General features: G+C 46.1%; 22 protein-coding genes. 7 read left to right on the top strand and 15 right to left on the bottom strand.

All coding sequences use genetic code 11. From position 1 onward, the window contains the following. The first annotated feature begins 17 nt into the window (after nucleotides 1–17). Nucleotides 18–302, top strand: coding sequence for an HPr family phosphocarrier protein (locus OKX00_RS10010; protein WP_265410270.1), 285 nt, complete (start codon nucleotides 18–20; stop codon nucleotides 300–302). 53 nt (nucleotides 303–355) lie between these two features. On the opposite strand, the gene OKX00_RS10005 is transcribed toward OKX00_RS10010, so the two are convergent. Beyond that, a complete protein-coding gene (locus OKX00_RS10005) occupies nucleotides 356–1006 on the bottom strand; it encodes a TVP38/TMEM64 family protein (protein ID WP_053357970.1) in 651 nt (216 codons plus the stop codon). Between the two features lie 149 nt (nucleotides 1007–1155). Here OKX00_RS10005 and OKX00_RS10000 point away from each other — a divergent pair, with 149 nt between their 5' ends. Together OKX00_RS10000 and OKX00_RS09995 are read left to right on the top strand one after the other, a co-directional pair. Further along, nucleotides 1156–1401, top strand: coding sequence for an HPr family phosphocarrier protein (locus tag OKX00_RS10000; RefSeq protein ID WP_053357969.1), 246 nt, complete (start codon nucleotides 1156–1158; stop codon nucleotides 1399–1401). 27 nt (nucleotides 1402–1428) lie between these two features. Further along, nucleotides 1429–1683, top strand: coding sequence for a hypothetical protein (locus tag OKX00_RS09995; protein ID WP_265410269.1), 255 nt, complete (start codon nucleotides 1429–1431; stop codon nucleotides 1681–1683). Between the two features lie 58 nt (nucleotides 1684–1741). Here OKX00_RS09995 and OKX00_RS09990 read toward each other — a convergent pair whose 3' ends face one another. Continuing rightward, nucleotides 1742–2074: a YolD-like family protein gene (locus OKX00_RS09990; protein WP_053357968.1), complete on the bottom strand. Its 333-nt coding sequence runs from the start codon at nucleotides 2072–2074 to the stop codon at nucleotides 1742–1744. A 21-nt stretch (nucleotides 2075–2095) separates the two neighbouring features. Beyond that, entirely contained in the window at nucleotides 2096–3355 is a 1260-nt protein-coding gene (locus OKX00_RS09985; RefSeq protein WP_265410268.1) for a Y-family DNA polymerase, read from the bottom strand. Between the two features lie 178 nt (nucleotides 3356–3533). Here OKX00_RS09985 and OKX00_RS09980 point away from each other — a divergent pair, with 178 nt between their 5' ends. Continuing rightward, the gene (locus OKX00_RS09980) at nucleotides 3534–3731 is read left to right on the top strand and encodes a YqzH family protein (RefSeq protein ID WP_062235177.1); all 198 of its coding nucleotides are present in this window, start codon (nucleotides 3534–3536) and stop codon (nucleotides 3729–3731) included. A 43-nt stretch (nucleotides 3732–3774) separates the two neighbouring features. On the opposite strand, the gene OKX00_RS09975 is transcribed toward OKX00_RS09980, so the two are convergent. The 4 genes from OKX00_RS09975 to OKX00_RS09960 form a co-directional block, all read right to left on the bottom strand. Further along, nucleotides 3775–4521, bottom strand: coding sequence for an HAD-IIB family hydrolase (locus OKX00_RS09975; protein WP_053357965.1), 747 nt, complete (start codon nucleotides 4519–4521; stop codon nucleotides 3775–3777). Next, entirely contained in the window at nucleotides 4484–5728 is a 1245-nt protein-coding gene (locus tag OKX00_RS09970; protein WP_265410267.1) for a glycosyltransferase, read from the bottom strand. The genes OKX00_RS09975 and OKX00_RS09970 overlap by 38 nt, the downstream gene beginning before the upstream one ends. Before the next feature lie 193 nt (nucleotides 5729–5921). After that, nucleotides 5922–6710, bottom strand: a complete 789-nt coding sequence (locus OKX00_RS09965; protein WP_265410266.1) for an SDR family NAD(P)-dependent oxidoreductase — start codon at nucleotides 6708–6710, stop codon at nucleotides 5922–5924. Nucleotides 6711–6713: 3 nt separating this feature from the next. After that, nucleotides 6714–7682: an MBL fold metallo-hydrolase gene (locus OKX00_RS09960; RefSeq protein ID WP_265410265.1), complete on the bottom strand. Its 969-nt coding sequence runs from the start codon at nucleotides 7680–7682 to the stop codon at nucleotides 6714–6716. A gap of 452 nt (nucleotides 7683–8134) precedes the next feature. Between OKX00_RS09960 and proC the strand changes: the two genes are divergently transcribed. From proC to OKX00_RS09945, 3 genes are all read left to right on the top strand, one after another. Further along, nucleotides 8135–8941: a pyrroline-5-carboxylate reductase gene (gene proC, locus OKX00_RS09955; RefSeq protein ID WP_416054331.1), complete on the top strand. Its 807-nt coding sequence runs from the start codon at nucleotides 8135–8137 to the stop codon at nucleotides 8939–8941. A 59-nt stretch (nucleotides 8942–9000) separates the two neighbouring features. Next, nucleotides 9001–9156, top strand: coding sequence for a hypothetical protein (locus OKX00_RS09950; RefSeq protein WP_156316367.1), 156 nt, complete (start codon nucleotides 9001–9003; stop codon nucleotides 9154–9156). A gap of 103 nt (nucleotides 9157–9259) precedes the next feature. Then, nucleotides 9260–10039: a glycerophosphodiester phosphodiesterase gene (locus OKX00_RS09945; RefSeq protein WP_265410264.1), complete on the top strand. Its 780-nt coding sequence runs from the start codon at nucleotides 9260–9262 to the stop codon at nucleotides 10037–10039. 12 nt (nucleotides 10040–10051) lie between these two features. On the opposite strand, the gene rnz is transcribed toward OKX00_RS09945, so the two are convergent. From rnz to mce, 8 genes are all read right to left on the bottom strand, one after another. Beyond that, entirely contained in the window at nucleotides 10052–10987 is a 936-nt protein-coding gene (gene rnz, locus OKX00_RS09940) for a ribonuclease Z (RefSeq protein WP_265410263.1), read from the bottom strand. Between the two features lies 1 nt (nucleotide 10988). Further along, a complete protein-coding gene (locus tag OKX00_RS23345) occupies nucleotides 10989–11177 on the bottom strand; it encodes a phosphatase PAP2 family protein (RefSeq protein ID WP_416054318.1) in 189 nt (62 codons plus the stop codon). A gap of 10 nt (nucleotides 11178–11187) precedes the next feature. After that, nucleotides 11188–11640: a phosphatase PAP2 family protein gene (locus tag OKX00_RS09935; RefSeq protein ID WP_265410262.1), complete on the bottom strand. Its 453-nt coding sequence runs from the start codon at nucleotides 11638–11640 to the stop codon at nucleotides 11188–11190. 50 nt (nucleotides 11641–11690) lie between these two features. Then, on the bottom strand, nucleotides 11691–12884 hold the full coding sequence (locus OKX00_RS09930; protein WP_265410261.1) for a DNA polymerase IV: 1194 nt from the start codon (nucleotides 12882–12884) through the stop codon (nucleotides 11691–11693). Nucleotides 12885–13001: 117 nt separating this feature from the next. Beyond that, complete coding sequence (locus tag OKX00_RS09925; protein WP_265410260.1) at nucleotides 13002–13508, bottom strand: winged helix DNA-binding protein; 507 nt, start codon at nucleotides 13506–13508, stop codon at nucleotides 13002–13004. Nucleotides 13509–13910: 402 nt separating this feature from the next. Continuing rightward, nucleotides 13911–15032, bottom strand: coding sequence for a tripeptidase T (locus tag OKX00_RS09920; RefSeq protein ID WP_265410259.1), 1122 nt, complete (start codon nucleotides 15030–15032; stop codon nucleotides 13911–13913). A gap of 14 nt (nucleotides 15033–15046) precedes the next feature. Beyond that, nucleotides 15047–16597: an acyl-CoA carboxylase subunit beta gene (locus OKX00_RS09915; RefSeq protein WP_053357956.1), complete on the bottom strand. Its 1551-nt coding sequence runs from the start codon at nucleotides 16595–16597 to the stop codon at nucleotides 15047–15049. Further along, a complete protein-coding gene (mce, locus tag OKX00_RS09910; protein ID WP_091004751.1) occupies nucleotides 16597–17445 on the bottom strand; it encodes a methylmalonyl-CoA epimerase in 849 nt (282 codons plus the stop codon). Before mce ends, OKX00_RS09915 begins: the two co-directional genes overlap by 1 nt. Nucleotides 17446–17448 lie beyond the last annotated feature (3 nt).

Below are 17448 nucleotides of genomic sequence, written 5' to 3'. Positions count from 1 at the left end.
TCAGGAGGATCCTATATATGAAAAAGATTTGTTCAAAAACCATCTCCATTACCAGTGACGCTTCTAAATTCACCATTCAAAAGGTTACGGATTTCGTAAAAATATCCAGATCGTTTCAGTCCAACGTCTTTTTATGTAAAAACGGAGTCACCCTGCACGCGAAAAAACTAACATGCCTTGTTACGTTTTTCATGATGCTCCGAAAAGGTGAATCTTTTCTGCTGATCACCGAGGGGGCCGATGCTGATTCGGCCATCCAGCAGCTTCTTCAGCAGCTTCTCCCTTCCAAAGCGACTACATAAGCATAAAAAAGAAGCGCTAATGCCATTCAGCGCTTCTTTTTCCATGAGAGAGGCTAGAGGCCCAGTTTTTTTTGCCATCTCTTCCTTGTTACAACCGGAAGAATAATCAAAGTAATGATGATGATGGATGAAATTAAAATTTCCTTCATTCCTGTATTCGCCACTGAAGCTCCTATGTACGTGTATGCCAATGTGCCCGGTATGATTCCGATGGCCGTGGCTGCCGCGTAATCTTTAAACTTGACGTTTGCCGCGGCCGTCAAGTAGCTCACAAGATCATAATTCAATATCGGCAGGAGGCGGAGGATCAGTACATAAATAAATCCACGCTGCTTGATGCCCTCCTGGATCTTCTGATAATTTCCCTTCCATTCCTTTTTTACGCTTTTTTTGCCGATCCATTTCACTGCTAAAAACGTCATGAGTCCGCCTGACAAGGATCCCAGGTATGTATACAGACACCCCCAATATAACCCGAAGGCCAAGCCGCTTGTCACTGCAAACACGGATGACGGAAACAGCACAAACGGCCGGAAGGCATATAAAGCGATATAAACGATTGGAGCCCAAACTCCCCACGACAGAATCCAGCCTCTAAACCGCTCCGGCGTTAAATTTAAATACCGATGGTTGATATATAAAAGGCAGCCTGCCAAACTTAATATAATTAAATAGTTCATTATTCTTTTTTTATTGCGAATCACTCTTTACTGCTCCTCTCCACACATCTTACTTTCTATATTTTCCTTTATTTTCCGATAGAAGTCACTTTAATTTAAAATAAATTTTATGACATTTCTCAATTCACCCTTCATAAGCTGTATAAAAAGGATATGCAGGGAGAGAGATTAACTTGAGAATTATTGCGAAAAAACCCATCTATGCCGGAAACGCAAGCCAATTCGTCCAGTTCACTGGAAGTTATGAAGAAGCCGTGTATGTTAAAAAAGGAGATAAGACAGCCGACGGAAAAAGCCTGCTCGGCCTTATCGCATTATCCATACAGCCAGGGCAAGAAATCGAAATTTCAAGCGAAGCGAATCTTGACTCCCTGCAGAGAAAATTATTGGCCTCTGATCTGTTTGCTGAGGCCGAATAAGGGGCTTTCCAAGAAGTCTGGTAGCTATTGATCTCCGCTCCAGGCTGCTCGCTTTTACCGGCGCGTGCTCCTACTTTCGCGGGGCGTGCGGTGAGCCTTACCGGCGTGAACGCCTACTTTTTGGCGCTAGCGCCTGCGGGAATCTCACCTGTCACGCTCGTCCCGCAGGACAAGGAAGACTCCGGCAGCTTTTTATCGCACGAAGAAAATGTGAAGTTCATTTTCGAGGAGTCTCGCACCTTGCACTCCAATCAACTTTTCATTGAAGATTTTTCACGTTAAAGGAGCTGCCTGAAGGTCAATTTTCGACTTTCAGGACAGCCCCTTTTTTTATTTGTCTTTAAACATCCATCTCTATCCCTATGATGGCATCGAGAGAAACATCCTGTTTCTTTCCTTCATCATTCATTATTCTGAGCAGACGGCGATGAGGGTCATAGTAATGGATGAGGCCCAGTATTGCTTTTTCACCAAGGGGTTTACGGCAAAGGACGGCTACTTTCCTTGCCTCTTCCATCGCAAAAAAGATCTGCTGGTTCATTTCCTCCAACTGCTGTTCATCAAGCTCAGTGTTCTCAAGCCACGCCTCTTCCCGCTCCCAGTCCCTTAACTGCTTTACGTGCTCAGGCAGCATCATTGCCGTCCATTTGATGCTTCCGCGGTCTTTGATCATTAGAGACCCTCCATTCTGGTTTTACGCTTTATGCCCGCCTAAAAGGGTGCTGCGGTGCAGAGCCGTTCCTCCGCTCGTATAGGAAACGGCCCGGAGAAGAGCATTGGAGCCGTATTTCCTGCGGATATCGTCCATCACGTATCCAAGCTTTCGCTTTTTAGGATGCTCAAGTGTAAAGATGCTGAGCTGCGTTTCGTTATCTTCACATACATTGGATAGAGCAATGGTGATTTTACGGACCGTCTTTCCTTCATAAAAGGTATGAAAGAGTTCCAGGCACACCTGGTAGATCTCCATTGTAATGTTAGTCGGTTCAGCTACGGTCTTTGAACGGTAAAAACCCCCGCCCCATTCTTCTTTGCTGTAGCCGATTCCCAGACTGACCGTTCTTCCTGCTTTTTTCGCTGTTCTGGCCCGCCTTGCCACTTCTTCGCACATTTCTAAAATAACATGCTGAACCTCTTTCGGATCGGTATAATCACGAAGGAGGATCTGGCTTTTTCCATAGCTGATCTGGCCTTGCATGATGGGAGCCCCCACCTCCGAGAGATCCACTCCCCACGCATGATAATAAAGCTGATTTCCCATCACACCGAATTTTTTTTCCAAGAGCTCCAGCGGATAATGGGCAAGATCGCCTACGGTTGTAATGCCCATCAGATTAAGCGTCCGTTCCACACGGGAACCGATGCCCCACATCTTGCTCAAGGGAGAAAGTTTCCATAGCTTCTCCGGAATGTCCTCATACGTCCATTCTTCCACGCCTTTCTTCTTCGCATCCAAATCCAGACAGAGCTTAGACATCAGCATGTTCGGCCCGATTCCGATGGCGCAAGGCAGACCGAACTCTTCTTTTATGGCAATCCGGATGGCCTGGGCCAGCTGCACCGGCCCTCCCCACAGGCGTTCTGTCCCGTCTGCCTGAATAAAACTTTCATCCACACTGTAAGTATGAAGGGCCTCTTTTGGAACAAACCGATTGAGCAGGCGCGTAATCTCCATGGAACGCTGTAGAAAAAAAGCCATTTGGGCATCCACGATGTGAATACGGCTGTCTTTCGGAATCTCAAACAGCCGGCTTCCGGTTCTTATTCCAAAATCTCTTTTCAGACAAGGAGAAGCAGCCAGGACCACACTTCCCTGCCTCTCTGTATTCCCTACTACAGCAAGGTAACAGGTCAGCGGGTCCAGCCCTAAGCGCACAGCCGCACAGCTGGCATAAAAACTTTTCATGTCCATGCACATAATTGAACGATTTTGAATCATAGAATAATCGATCAACTTCCTTCACCCCTCTAAAAGCAAACATTAGTTCTCATTTATTATGTATACCCATCTTAACCGAATATATGTTCTCTTCTCAATGGAAATTTTTTCAGGGGGCTTTCCGGCTTAAAAAATCCATTGACCGGCAGGCATTCGTAAGGCTACATTGTTGGGAAATGAAAGGAAGTGCAGAATGGAAAATCAGCTGCTGCGCAAATGGCTGGAAAAGGCTTTGCTGGATTATTTTTACGAGAAAGAGGCCATCCCTTATACTGAAAAGGATTATGCTCTCCTGCAGGAACGAATAAAAAAAGAACTTCAAACCGAAGAGGCAGAAGATCCTTATTTGACGGTTCAAGATGTCGTATACAGCTTTATTACAAAAGAATAAGCAAACCCCCGATAAGCGAGGGCTTATAAGGGGTTTGCTTGCTTTATATGCTATTTTTAACTGGAGTTTTTTCAAAGAAATGCTCCCACGCTTCATGAATTCCGCCTGCACAATGCTTTTGCGCACGGAAAATCATAGGGTGGTCTGGCAGCTGTTTTAATTCCTTTTGGCAGTTTCCGACAACGACAGCCGGATATCCAAGTGTAATCATATCACGGTCATTGCCGGAATCGCCGGCAACTAATACATTTGCTTTCTCCCAGCCTTTTTCCCGAAGCAGAAAGGATAGCGCCTCTCCCTTCCCTGCATTTGGCGGAAGAATGTCTACATCTCTTCCGGAACTGAAAATCAGCTTGTGCGGCACCGAACTGCCGCTCAGCTTTTGTTTCACTTCCTCAACCGCCTCATCGCTTTCTGCAAAATAGGAAAGCCGATGCACGGATGGAATCGATTGAGGCGTTAATCCGCTGCAGGATTGAACGATGCGAGAAATATCAGCGGGATTCCACTTTTCTTCCAATGTTTTTTTCCAGCGCTCATGAAGCTCTGGATCATTCAAGTCATACATTTCCGTACCAACATCCGAAATGAGGATGGAAGGCATCGGAAGCTCTTCCTCTTTGATCAGCTCCATAGTAGAAGCATAGTGTCTTCCTGTAACATAAACGAGCTGCACATTGTAGGGACGTTCTTTATAATAATCAAACAGCAAAGAAGTCAGTTCCTTCTCTCCCACTAAGGTTCCGTCTAGATCAGTAGCTAAAAGATGTGTAACGTTTTCTCGTTTCACCTGACAGAACCTCCTCGTACACCTGCTCTACCCTCGCTGCCACATTCGGCCAGCGGTAATCGCGTTCTGCAAGAGAGGATGCCTGTTTGCCGAGCCTTTGCGCAATGATGTCATTGTTTAAAATAATTTCCAGGGTGAGCGCCAGGTCCTGAGCGTCTTTTGGGTTGACGAGCAGCCCTGTTTCTCCTTCAACGACCACATTTTGAAGCCCGCCGACACGTGAGGCAATCACTGGACATCCGCATGCCTGTGCCTCTGCAGCCACCATTCCGAACGATTCATAATAGGAAGGCACGACAGCAACGTTGGCAGCGTTAAAGTATTCCGCCAGCTCCTCCTGGCTTTTCGGCCCTACAAACTGAACATAACGCTCAATTCCTTTCACCCAAGAACGCTGTTTTTCCTGAATCGGAAGCTGGTCATCACCGATTTCTTCTTTCTGTCCTCCAGCAAGAATCAGTCTTGTGCTTGACGGGACGTCACCCCATTGAATCAAGTATCTGAATGCTTTAAGGAGGGTTTCAACACCCTTGGTTTCTTCCAGACGGCCGGCATAAAACACGAGGGGGCCGTGAACGTCCAATTTTTGTTTTATCGCGGGTTTTTGGTTTAAAGGATAAAAAGTTGGAGATACACCGATCGGAATGACATCAACAGGTGCAGGCTGTTTAGTAAACTCATGGATCAGGCTCTTCTCGCTGTTGGTCGTGGCGATCACGCGGTTAGCGGAACGGAGAATGGTTCGTTCATACTGGAACCTGCGCTCATCCCTTTCTCCTGTGGCCCGTTCTTTAGCTGCTCCAAGGGAATGTGAAGTATGGACAAACGGTATATTGTACTTTCTGCGAAGCTGGCGGCCTAATATTCCTGACAGCCAGTAATGAGTATGAATTATATCATATTGTTCAACAGGAACAAGTTCCTCGATTTCTTTAAAAAAGGCGGGTAATATTTGAAACATTTCATTTTTGGATACAAAGCCTTTGATACCGGCTTGGATACGGATAACTCTAGAGCGTTTTCCAAACGCCTCCATCTGCGGAGCATCTTTATCACACCAGTGGGTTATGACATCAACATCCCATCCCCTATTTTCCATGGCAAGCGCCAAATGGTACACATAATTATTCTGTCCTCCAGCTTGCTTTCCGCCCAGTTTTGCCAGCGGGTCTCCATGGTCTGATATAAATAAAACTTTTTTATTCATAACTGCTACCCCTCTTTCTGTTGTTGCGGTCTATAACCTGTAAGTTACTTATACCCGTTCTCTCCCCAGACAAACCACAATAGGTTCTTTAGACCTATCAAATTAAGACTTTCTTCCTTTTGGTGAAGGTTTAGGAAAAGAAAAAAGATGCGTATATCAGCGCATCTTTTTGTTTACATAATATAATTATTGTCTATTTTTGATTAAATGCATTTCCGCCAAGCTTTTCTACAAGCCTGGGAAAAAGCTGATAAAGCGTACTGCCTGCATTCATCCAAAGAGGCAGATTGATCTCACGGACAGGACGGCCGATCGCCGAAATGATTTTTCTAGAAACATACTCTGGGGACAGCATCCACTTCTTGATGTTTTTCTCATAGGAACCCGATTTGTCTGCGATGGAAAAAAAGTTCGTTTCAATCGGCCCCGGGTTGACGGCTGTTACCCATATTCCACTGTCTGCGAGCTCCATCCGCAATCCGTTTGAGAAGCCAAGAACAGCGTGTTTAGAAGCGGCATATCCGGTCGACTTCGGAGTGGATATCTTTCCTGCCTGTGACGCAATATTGATAATATGGCCAGAACGCCGTTCCAGCATTTGCGGCAGCACTGCCTGTGTACAAGCCATCAGGCCGACCACGTTGGTCTGAAGCATGCAGGAAAGATCATTTAGGTCCGCATCAATGAAGTAGTCGAATATTCCAAATCCAGCGTTGTTGATCAGAACATCGACAGAAACCGTACGAGTGATCTCTGCGAAAACCGCTTTCACCTCTTCTGCGTTGCTAACGTCCAGCGAATAGATCAGCGCTTCCACCTCAAAATGTTCTTTTAGATCTTTTTTTACGTTCACTAGTTTGTCCAGACTTCTGGCGATCAGCACCGGCTTAGCACCAAGGCTTGCCGCATCAAACGCGATCCGGGCTCCAAGCCCTCCGGAAGCCCCTGTGATAACCACCGTTTTTCCTTTTAGTTCCTTCATATCTTACGCTCCTTCTGCCCGCTTGTAGTAAATAATACCCTTTATGTCCTCCGTTTGAATCCTTCCCTCCTCTTCAAGCAGATCAAGATGCCCCACGGTTTCGGAGAGAGTAAGCCCAGGTTCCTTTTGATAGATCCTCGGGAATAAAAGCTTGCTTAATTCATAAGCCGTCTTATATCCGGCGAGCATCTCCCATAGGACATCCGCCCGGTTGTTCTGCTGTGCAAGCCTTTCTTCGATCAACTCAGAACTGTTGGAGATCGGAAGTCCATGCCCCGGCAGGATGACGGTTATAGGGAGTTCGGCTGCTGTCTTTAGTGAATCCCGGTATTGCAGCAGCGGTTTAGGCCGGTCTCTTTTCGTGAGAGGGGGAGGCTCGATGAGTGCGTTGGAAGAAATACGCTGCAGCAAAAAGTCCCCTCCAATCATAATACCGCTCTCTTGATGAAACAGAGAAAGATGATCTGGAGAATGGCCCGGTGTTTTCATGATTCTCCACTCTGGCAGCCCTGGCACTTCTTCTCCTTCATACAACGCCGGGGAAGCATGGACCACAGCAGAAAACTCAAGATACTTCTTTAATTTCCTATGTTCAAACCGGACGGCTTCTTCCGGCATTCCCATTTTTTTGTAAAACCCCTCATAAAATTGATTTCTATGTACAAAAAACTCTTGCTGCTGGCTGAGATAGGGTATTTCTTCTAAACTTGCGAGCACAACAGGCACCGGGCTCGTAAAGTATGAATAAAGTCCGACATGGTCCGGGTGAAAATGGGTAAAGATCACCTGTTCAATATCGTTTTCTTCCAGCCCGTTCTCCGCCAGTTTCTCCCGAAAGATGCTCCATGCCTCAGGCGTTTTTGGTCCGCAGTCAACAAGGGTAAGCTTTTCTCCCCGTATGAGATAGACATTGACATCCCCTACCGGAAACGGTGTCGGAAGCGCGATGGTTATAATATTCTGGTTCAACATTTTCACCTGACCTCTTCTCATGCATATATATATCAAACAGTATAGCAAAAGATCAGCACTATAAAAAAAGTAAATATTCAAAATTATCTTTTTTATAAACTTGACATACTGTACAGACTCATTGCATAATGTTTTGTAATAACTGAACGCTGAACACGGCGCTGAAAGGGACCAGTAATTCATTAAACGGCTGAAAGAGAATGGAATCCACCGGCTGAAAGATTCCAGCAGTGCGAAATGAATGAACCTATCCCCCGAGCCATCAGGGATTGAACCTGATCGTATGCCTTCGATACAGGCGATAAGCTGGGCTTTTTACCAAGCCAATTAAGGTGGTACCGCGGACCGCACTCCTCCGTCCTTTTCCAAGGATCGAGGAGTGCGTTTTTACGTTAACCTAAGTTGGAGGGATTGCCGTGAATAAAAAAATCGCGTTTATCGGAGCAGGTGCCATGGCAGAAGCAATGATTTCAGGATTGATCGCCAACAAGCTGGCCTCACCTGAACAGATCATTGCCACAAACAGAATGAACACAAAAAGGCTTCTTGAACTGCAAAGGAAGTATGAGATAAAAATTTCCGCCTCAGCCGCAGATGCAGTGAGTGAGGCAGAAATCATCATCCTTGCTATGAAGCCGAAAGATGCTGAAGACGCCCTGCACTCGATCAGGGACGCTATCCATAAACAGCACCTTGTCATTTCCGTACTTGCGGGGATATCAACAGATCACATCTCCACTCTGCTTCATACGGATGCCCCTGTCATACGGGCGATGCCGAACACATCTGCTGCGATCGGTTATTCTGCAACCGGCCTCGCCGCTGGAAAGTATGCTGAAAAGCAACATGTAAAACAGGCCGAAGAGCTTTTTAATTGCATCGGAACGACCACCTGCTTGAAAGAAGAAAGCCTGCACGCCGTAACCGGGTTGGCAGGAAGCGGTCCCGCTTATGTTTATTATTTAGTAGAAGCGTTGCAACAGGCAGCCTCCTCGCTCAATCTCAGTGAAACTGAGGCAAGGGATTTGATCGCGCAGACTCTGTTGGGTGCTGCCCATATGCTGAAAATGAGCGGCGAACATCCCCGGCTGCTTCGGCAAAAGGTAACCAGTCCGGGTGGAACCACCGAAGCCGGAATTCAAATGCTGGACCATTTTAAAGTAAAAGAAGCGATTGAATCATGCGTCAAGCGTGCCGCACAGCGCTCTGAAGAGCTCGGGAGCATGTACACCCCGCCCTCTCCCAAAGGAATAGTTTGACAATTCTGTTATTTTATTTTATAATAAAACGACTATAGAGCAGCAACGGGAGGTATAAGATGCTTGATCAAGAAGAATTCAAGCGGTACAATCTGTTGTTTAAAGAGTTTGAGCAGTTTCTTACACGGCCACTGACAAAAAAGGAAAAAGATTTTATAAAATGGATCGTAAAAAATGATGTGAGCATCGAACGCACATCGGCGCGAGCCACCTAAACAAGCCCCTGAAAGGAAATGGGCTTGTTTTTTTCTTGGATTTAGAACGTTTGACCTGCTTATGTTAAGGTAAAATATAAAGAGGAAAGGAGTTTTTCCCGCTATGACAAAAATCTTTGGACACCGGGGCGCAAGCAAGGTATGCCCCGAAAATACAATGGCCTCCTACACTCGGGCTTATGAAATGGGCGCAGACGGACTTGAAATTGATGTCCATTTAACAAGCGACGGTGTTCCTGTCATCATTCACGATGATACGGTCAAACGGACAACCAACGGAAAAGGATATGTAAAAAATTTCACGCTCGCTGAAATTAAACAGCTGGACGCGGGAAGCTGGTTTTCTCCCACCTTTCAAAATGAACGGATCCTCACACTAGAAGAGTTCCTGCAATGGATCTGTACCAAGCCGCTGCTTCTCAATATAGAATTGAAGAATAACAAAGTGATGTATGAAGATTTAGAGAAAAAAGTATACGATCTCGTAAATGCTTATGGAATGAAAGAAAAAACGATCTATTCATCTTTTAACCATTACAGCCTTGTGAAATTAAGGAGCATGGACTCTTACATTGACATTGCCCCCCTCTACTCTTCGGCCATCTACGAGCCATGGAACTATGCAAGAAGCATGGGTTCGCTGAGTGTGCATCCTCAATTTAAGAGCCTTCATCCCGTGATACTGCAAAGCCTTCATGAGCATGGGATACGGGTCAGGCCTTATACGGTCAATCAAGAAAAATGGCTGCATTATTTAATGAATTGGCGGGTGGATGCCATCATCACAGATGTACCCGATGTTGCGTTGGCTGTTAGAAATGGAGAAACTACTGAACAAAAAAGCTTAATCCTTGAAATGTATAATAAGTTAAAAAAAAAATGAGCGGCTGCCCGCTCATTTTTTGTTGAGCTTTTCAATTGGAAAGACACTGAAGTCATCGGCAATCTGCGTATTCGGAAAGACTTCCCGTGCCTCTTTTAAAAGAAGAGTCTTCTCCTCTTTATGATATCTGGAACTGATATGGTTCAAGATCAAGGCAGCTGCATTCGCCTGTCTGGCGGTAACTGCAGCCGATCTGGCTGAAGAATGGCCGAATTCCGCTGCCTTTTCAGCCAGTTCGTGAAGAACAGTAGCCTCATGAATAAGTACCTCAGCATCTCTTCCCAGCTCCACCGCATTCTCGCAGTATTTAGTATCGCCAAGGATAGCGACAATCCGGCCAGGAACAGGAGGGGAAACAAAATCACTGCTCTTGAGCACCGTTCCGTCCTCCAGAGTAATATCCCTGCCTTCTTTCAATTGCTGATATAAAGGACCGGGCGGAAGGCCCATCTTTTTTAACAAGCCGGCTTCCAGCTTTCCGGGCTGTGCCTGCTCTTCTACGCGAAAACCGAAACAAGGGATCACATGCTCAAGTTGCTTGGCGTATACCCGGCGGCCTTCCTCTTCACAGATCAGCCCTTCATCTATTTCTATCACTTGAATCGGATAGGTAAGATGCGTCTGGCTTATGTTCAAAGAGGTGTCGATGAAGGCCTTTATTCCCTTTGGTCCGTATATGGATACCGGACTCTCTTCACCATTTTGGAAGGAGCGGCTTCCCAGCAGGCCCGGCAGACCGAATAGATGGTCACCGTGCAGATGAGTAATGAAAATTTTATTGATCTTACGCGGTTTGAGAGAAGTGTGCAGGATTTGATGCTGTGTAGCTTCTCCGCAGTCAAAGAGCCAGATTTCTCCTCCCGTCTGCAGGAATTTAAGGGCAACCGAAGAAACATTCCGTTCCTTTGAAGGCATTCCGGCTCCTGTTCCCAGAAAATGAAGTTCCATATCAGCTATTCCTTTCATGCTTTAAAATAGAAATCATGAGGTGATAAGTGACAACGAAAAAAAGGAGCAAGCTTCCTCCCGCAAGAAATCCTGCCAGCACATCACTCGGATAGTGCACACCAAGATAGACTCTGCTTAATCCGACAAGCACGATATAAACACATCCCCCAGCGGTTATAAGATGCCGCACCCAACTATGCTTAGCCTGTCTCACAAGCAGGTAGAATAACAATCCAAAAAAAACCGATGGAGATCATGGCGTGTCCGCTCGGAAAACTATATCCTCCGATATCAACTAGGCGATGGAGGGATGGCCTCTTTCTTTCATAGACTCCTTTAAGAAAAGCGTTACCGTAACGGATGACAAACAAACAAATCCCCAGGATTACCGGTTCAAGCCAGCTCCTCCTCCATAAAATAGAAAAAGCAGAGAACACGGCAAGCACTATAAATTCATTGGTCCTTGCTGCACTGTTTGTGATCACTATAAAAGCTCGAGTCAGCTCGTGGGGCTGATATGCCGTTACTGCATCAATCACCGTCTGATCCAGTCTCTTTACGCCAGCCTCCCCATAGACGGCTGCAAGCAGAAAAAAGAAAATAAAAAGCAACAAAAATCCAAGCACGTATGGCAGATGGATACTTTTCTTCAATTATAATCACCCGGCCTTTGGCTCGATAAAAAGCTGTCTACAACCTATAGCTATGATGGATCATCTGTTAGTTTGCCTCGAATAATGGAATGATCACCAAACTTTTTTTGAATATCGCTGATCAATCGATTTACATCATCCCGTTTTTTTTCCTGTTCAAAAGTAAACAAGTCCATCTGTTTATAGGCTTTTTCTTTAGGGATAACATCCGCGGCCGTAATGCCGAGCAGCCGTACAGGTTCACCGTTCCAGTGTTTTGTAAACAAGGACCAGGCATGTTCCAGGATTTCACTCTTATCATGAAAGGGATTCTCCAGTGTCTTGCTTCTCGTAACCGTCTTCCTGTCTCCATACCGGATCACGATCTGAAGATTTTGACCGACGACTTTCTTCCCTTTCATCCGGCGTTCAACTGAATCAGCCAGAACTGAAAAGACGCGTTTAAGCTCCGTTTCATCACTCACGTCTTCAGCCAGAGTGGTCGAGTTGCCAACGGATTGAAATTCTGAGGCGCGCTCCGGGTCTACTGGGCGGTCATCGATCCCGTTCGCACGCTCCCACATCCTCACTCCGTTTTTTCCGAAGCGGTGTTTTAAACTGTACGCGTCTTCCTGTGCCAGGTCACCGATCGTATGAATATTATATTTTTTTAGTTTTTCTTCTGTGGCCTTTCCGATCCCATGCATTTCACCTACGGTCATCGGCCAGAGGATCTGCGGGATCTCCCGCTTTCGCAAGACGGTAATCCCCATAGGTTTCTTCATATCTGAAGCCATCTTCGCAAGAAATTTATTCGGGGCAATCCCTATGCTGGAAGGAAGACCCAGTTCATGATACAGCCTGTTTTGAATTTCCTCGGCAGCTTCGATGGGGCTCATGGATATCCTCGTAATATCAAGATATCCTTCATCGATTGAAACAGGCTCTACAAGCTCAGTATATTCCCGAAGCAGCTGAAACATCTTCTGAGACATCGTCCTGTATTTTTGAAAATCCGGCCGTAAGACGATAAGAGATGGACAAAGTTTTTTTGCCTGCCACAGAGGCATCGTAGTTTTCACTCCAAACTTACGTGCTTCATAGCTGCAGGTTACGATGATGCCGCGGCGCTCTTCGGGATTGCCGGCGATCGCAAGAGGCTTTCCCTTTAAAGTGGGATCCATCATACTTTCTACAGAAGCATAAAAGCTGTTCATGTCGACATGCAGGATAAATCTTCGTTTTATATTGGCAGACCTATCCATGTTGTTCCATCTCCTTCAATCCTTTTCCTTTCCCATTATATGAAATGGGAGAACATAAGAAAAGCGAAAGCCGTTCACTATCACGGGGTTCACACCATAAAAAAAAACAAGGTTTATTCACCTTGTCTCCACTTTATCCCGCAGCTGCCTGCCTGTGTTTTCAATCCATTCCACGTATTCTGTTCCGTGAAAATGCTCATTCATATCCCTATGTAAGTTTACAAGCTGCACCAGAAATTCCTGGTTCCCATGATCCTTGCTCCAGGCCTGAAGATAACTGTACACTGAGTATTTGCCTTCAGAGGACATCTGCTGTTTTTTTGCTCCTTCTTCCGTAAGCGTTACGTACGAAATTCGCCGATCATGATCTTTTTTCAATAATTGTATTAAGCCTTTATCTTTTAGGCGTTTTATAACCTGCATGACTGTCGAAACATCCCATAATCCGAGGTGTGCTATGCGGGAAATCGTCGCTTCTCGTTCAAAGAATACAATCCATAGAATATGCTGTTCAGCTTGGGTCAATCCCAATGACTTCGCTGATTTTTGCCATTCATCTTCAAGAACCTTGTACACTCCCCGCAAATAATTCATCATCATATGCATGTTCGCAAGTTCACTCATCCAATCCCTCCGGCTTCCCATCCTATTTAGACATTTTTTTCCATGATTAAACTACAACCAAATATACTAATTTGAGCAATATATGTCAACCTTGACCTGAGGGGGACATAACAAAAGGCTGTTTTCGTAATCTTTGTTGCTCTTAGAAGTGGTTGATTTCCGTTTTAGGCTACTCGCTTTTACCGGCGTAAACGCCTACTTTCGCGGGGCGTGCGTTGACCCCCAGGCGCAAGCGCCTGCGGGTCTCATCTGTCACGCTCGTCCCGCTGGAGTCTAACACCTTCCACTCCACTCAACTTGTCATCGAAGATTTTTTTGCATGTAATGTTTCCACAGTCAAATTTTTTTAAAAAAGGAGCTGCCAGAAGGTCAGTTTATGACTTTCTGGACAGCCCCTTAGCTTTACTCTCCTGCTACTTCCTGAATGACTGCAACCACGATCTCGGCTGTTTTCACCAGTTCCTCGATCGGCATTTTTTCATTTTTAGTGTGTATTTCCTCGTAGCCTACAGCAAGGTTAACAGTTGGAATCCCATGACCGGCAATCACATTCGCATCACTTCCGCCGCCGCTTTGCAGCAAGCGGTGAGAACGTCCGATCCTTTCAGCAGCTTTCTTAGCCACTTCAACGACATGGTCTCCATCCCTAAACTTAAATCCAGGGTACATGACTTTCACATTCACTTCAGCACGTCCGCCGAACTTAGAAGCCGTTGCTTCAAATGCCTCTTTCATCTTAGCAACCTGAGCTTCCATTTTCTCTGTTACGAGAGAACGGGCTTCTGCCAAAATGGCCACATGATCACAAACGATATTGGTCTGTGTGCCCCCTTCAAACCTTCCGATGTTAGCCGTGGTTTCTTCATCAATTCTTCCGAGCGGCATTTTAGAAATGGCTTTTGCAGCGATTGTGATGGCTGATACACCTTTTTCAGGAGCAACACCGGCATGCGCGGTCTTTCCATAGATATCAACCATCAGTTTAGCTTGTGTCGGCGCTGCAACAATAATGTCACCGACTTTGCCGTCACTGTCGAGCGCGAAACCGAATTTTGCGGTTAAGCGGGCAGGATCCAGTTCTTTCGCTCCTACAAGCCCTGACTCTTCCCCAACTGTGATGATGAACTGGATGTCTCCGTGTTTAATATTTTGTTCCTTTAAAAGTTTAACGGCTTCGAGCATCGCTGCGAGGCCTGCCTTGTCGTCCGCCCCAAGGATGGTCGTTCCATCGGTTACAACATACCCATCTTTAATCGAAGGTTTTACCCCATTGCCAGGAACGACGGTATCCATATGGGAGGTGAAATAAATTGGATCCACCCCGCCTTTGTTGCCTTTCAGCGTACAAATCAGGTTGCCGGCGCCGTGTTCAGTTTTGGACTCAGCGTCGTCTTCGAATACTTCGACACCAAGATCAGTGAATTTTTTAGTAAGGACTTTGGAGATTTCCTTTTCAAATTTTGTTTCAGAATTGATCTGTACCAATTCCAAAAACTCTTCTAGTAATCGTTGCTCATTAACCATTGTGTCTTCCTCCATTATAACGGGATATTGCCATGTTTCTTCCAGGGCCTTTCCTCATGCTTCGTCCGCAGCATTTCCAGTGCTTGAATACATTTGATCCTCGTATCCCGTGGATCGATGACATCATCGACCATTCCTCTTGCTGCTGCAACGTACGGATTGGCAAACTTCGTCCGGTACTCGTCAATCTTAGCCTGCCTTGTTGCTTCAGGATCATCGCTTTGTTCGATCTCTCTGGCAAAGATGATGTTCGCCGCACCCTGCGGTCCCATGACTGCGATCTCCGCATTTGGCCAGGCAAAAACAAGGTCAGCGCCGATGGACTTGCTGTTTAATGCCACATAAGCCCCGCCATAAGCCTTGCGGGTAATGACCGTTATTTTTGGGACGGTTGCCTCGGAATAGGCATACAGGATTTTAGCTCCGTGTCTTATGATGCCGCCGTGCTCCTGTTTAATTCCTGGAAAAAATCCGGTGACGTCCTCAAAGGTGATAATCGGAATATTAAAAGCGTCACAAAAACGAATAAAGCGCGATGCCTTATCCGAAGAATCAATATCAAGGCCGCCAGCCATAACTTTTGGCTGATTACATACTAATCCTACCACTTCACCCTTAATCCTGGCAAAACCAATGACTATGTTTCTGGCAAAATACGCTTGAACTTCTAAAAAAGTATCCTGATCGACCACTTGCTCGATGACCTTACGAACATCGTAAGGTTTTGTGGCATCCACAGGTACCACCTCGGCGATATCCGGGCGGTCATCATTCTTGTGCTCCTGAACTTCTATTCTAGCCGGTTTTTCTTTATTGTTTTGAGGAAGCAAGGCTACCAGCGCCCTAACCTGCTCGAGCACTTGAGCCTCTGTTTCCCCCATAAAATGGGCGTTTCCACTTTTCGTGCTATGTACCTTTGCCCCGCCAAGATCCTCAGATGAAATTTTTTCGCCCGTTACCGTTTCGATGACTTTCGGCCCGGTGATAAACATTTGGCTTGTCTGCTCCACCATGAAAACGAAATCCGTAATAGCCGGTGAATAGACAGCTCCACCTGCACAAGGCCCCAGAATAACTGAAATCTGTGGAATGACACCAGAGTAGATGGAGTTTCTGTAAAAGATCTGCCCATAGCCGTCCAGAGAAACAACACCTTCCTGAATTCTCGCTCCTCCTGAATCGTTCAGACCGATAAACGGTGTTCCATTCTTAGCCGCAAGATCCATCACACTGGCGATCTTGTGAGCATGCATCTCTCCTAACGCTCCTCCAAAAACCGTAAAATCCTGAGCAAATAAATAAACAGGCCGGCCGTGAATCTTTCCATAGCCTGTAACAACTCCTTCTCCAGGAGCCTTCATATTCTGCAGACCAAAATCGGTGCAGCGGTGCTCAATAAAAGGATTCAACTCCACAAACGTTCCCTCATCGAGCAAAAGATCGATTCGCTCCCTTGCGGTCAGTTTTCCGCGCTCATGCTGTTTATCAATCTTCTCGTCTCCGCCGCCAAGCTCAATCTCACGTTTCCTGTCATATAATTCGTCCATTTTATCGTACATATCCATCAGGACACTCCTCCTTCCTTTTCGTGTTTTTCGCACAGTTCAAACAGCACCTTATGAGTAGAAGATGGATGGATGAATGCGATAGATGCCCCGCCCGCACCTTTCACCGGCTGATCCTGAATCATGTTAACACCGGCTTTCTTCAATTCTTCGATTCTCGAAGCAATATCTTCCACACCTAGAGCGACATGGTGGACTCCCTGTCCGCGTTTGATAATAAATTGCCGGATCGGACTCTGTTCATCCATTGGCTCTAGAAGCTCCAGCCGTGTCTGGCCGATCTTCAAAAAAGCTACCTTTACTTTTTGAGACTTCACGTCTTCGACAGCTTCAAGCTTAAGACCGAGTGTGTTCACATAAAACGGAAGAACCTCATCGAGGGATTCGACGGCTATGCCGATATGGTCGATTTTTTTTGGCGGTTCCATGCCTGCTGGTGCTGGATAACCATCCCGCTCGAGCACGGCTGCCTCAATGAATTTAGCGGTTTCAACCGTTGGTGTGCCGGGTGTAAATATCTTTCTTACGCCCGCTGATTCAAGGAAAGGAATGTCCTCCCAGGGGATAACACCGCCTCCTATTACGATAATATCCTCTGCTCCCCGCTGTTTTAAAAGCGACATCACCTCAGGAAACAGTTCATTATGTGCTCCAGACAGACAAGATAAACCGATGGCATCCACATCTTCCTGCACAGCAGCAGCTACAATTTGTTCTGGCGTCTGGCGAAGGCCGGTATAAATGACCTCCATCCCATAATCACGAAGAGCCTGAGAGATCACAAGAGCTCCGCGGTCATGCCCGTCAAGCCCTGGCTTTGCTACCAGCACACGTATTTTCTTATTCATTGT

Origin of the sequence: Fictibacillus sp. KU28468 (assembly GCF_026153615.1) — a bacterium.
GTDB lineage: Bacteria > Bacillota > Bacilli > Bacillales > Fictibacillaceae > Fictibacillus_C > Fictibacillus_C marinisediminis.
The sequence above is the reverse complement of the archived record's forward strand: the minus strand, read 5'-3'. Positions and strand labels throughout refer to the sequence as shown.

Excerpts from the sequence above, each read along its gene's own strand:
- OKX00_RS10010 (WP_265410270.1), top strand. The coding sequence starts at position 18 with ATGAAAAAGATTTGTTCAAAAACCATCTCCATTACCAGTGACGCTTCT.
- OKX00_RS09990 (WP_053357968.1), bottom strand. The coding sequence starts at position 2,074 with ATGATCAAAGACCGCGGAAGCATCAAATGGACGGCAATGATGCTGCCT.
- OKX00_RS09980 (WP_062235177.1), top strand. The coding sequence starts at position 3,534 with ATGGAAAATCAGCTGCTGCGCAAATGGCTGGAAAAGGCTTTGCTGGAT.
- OKX00_RS09970 (WP_265410267.1), bottom strand. The coding sequence starts at position 5,728 with ATGAATAAAAAAGTTTTATTTATATCAGACCATGGAGACCCGCTGGCA.
- OKX00_RS09965 (WP_265410266.1), bottom strand. The coding sequence starts at position 6,710 with ATGAAGGAACTAAAAGGAAAAACGGTGGTTATCACAGGGGCTTCCGGA.
- OKX00_RS09960 (WP_265410265.1), bottom strand. The coding sequence starts at position 7,682 with ATGTTGAACCAGAATATTATAACCATCGCGCTTCCGACACCGTTTCCG.
- proC (WP_416054331.1), top strand. The coding sequence starts at position 8,135 with ATGGCAGAAGCAATGATTTCAGGATTGATCGCCAACAAGCTGGCCTCA.
- OKX00_RS09950 (WP_156316367.1), top strand. The coding sequence starts at position 9,001 with ATGCTTGATCAAGAAGAATTCAAGCGGTACAATCTGTTGTTTAAAGAG.
- OKX00_RS09945 (WP_265410264.1), top strand. The coding sequence starts at position 9,260 with ATGACAAAAATCTTTGGACACCGGGGCGCAAGCAAGGTATGCCCCGAA.
- rnz (WP_265410263.1), bottom strand. The coding sequence starts at position 10,987 with ATGGAACTTCATTTTCTGGGAACAGGAGCCGGAATGCCTTCAAAGGAA.
- OKX00_RS09930 (WP_265410261.1), bottom strand. The coding sequence starts at position 12,884 with ATGGATAGGTCTGCCAATATAAAACGAAGATTTATCCTGCATGTCGAC.
- OKX00_RS09925 (WP_265410260.1), bottom strand. The coding sequence starts at position 13,508 with ATGAGTGAACTTGCGAACATGCATATGATGATGAATTATTTGCGGGGA.
- OKX00_RS09920 (WP_265410259.1), bottom strand. The coding sequence starts at position 15,032 with ATGGTTAATGAGCAACGATTACTAGAAGAGTTTTTGGAATTGGTACAG.
- OKX00_RS09915 (WP_053357956.1), bottom strand. The coding sequence starts at position 16,597 with ATGGATATGTACGATAAAATGGACGAATTATATGACAGGAAACGTGAG.
- mce (WP_091004751.1), bottom strand. The coding sequence starts at position 17,445 with ATGAATAAGAAAATACGTGTGCTGGTAGCAAAGCCAGGGCTTGACGGG.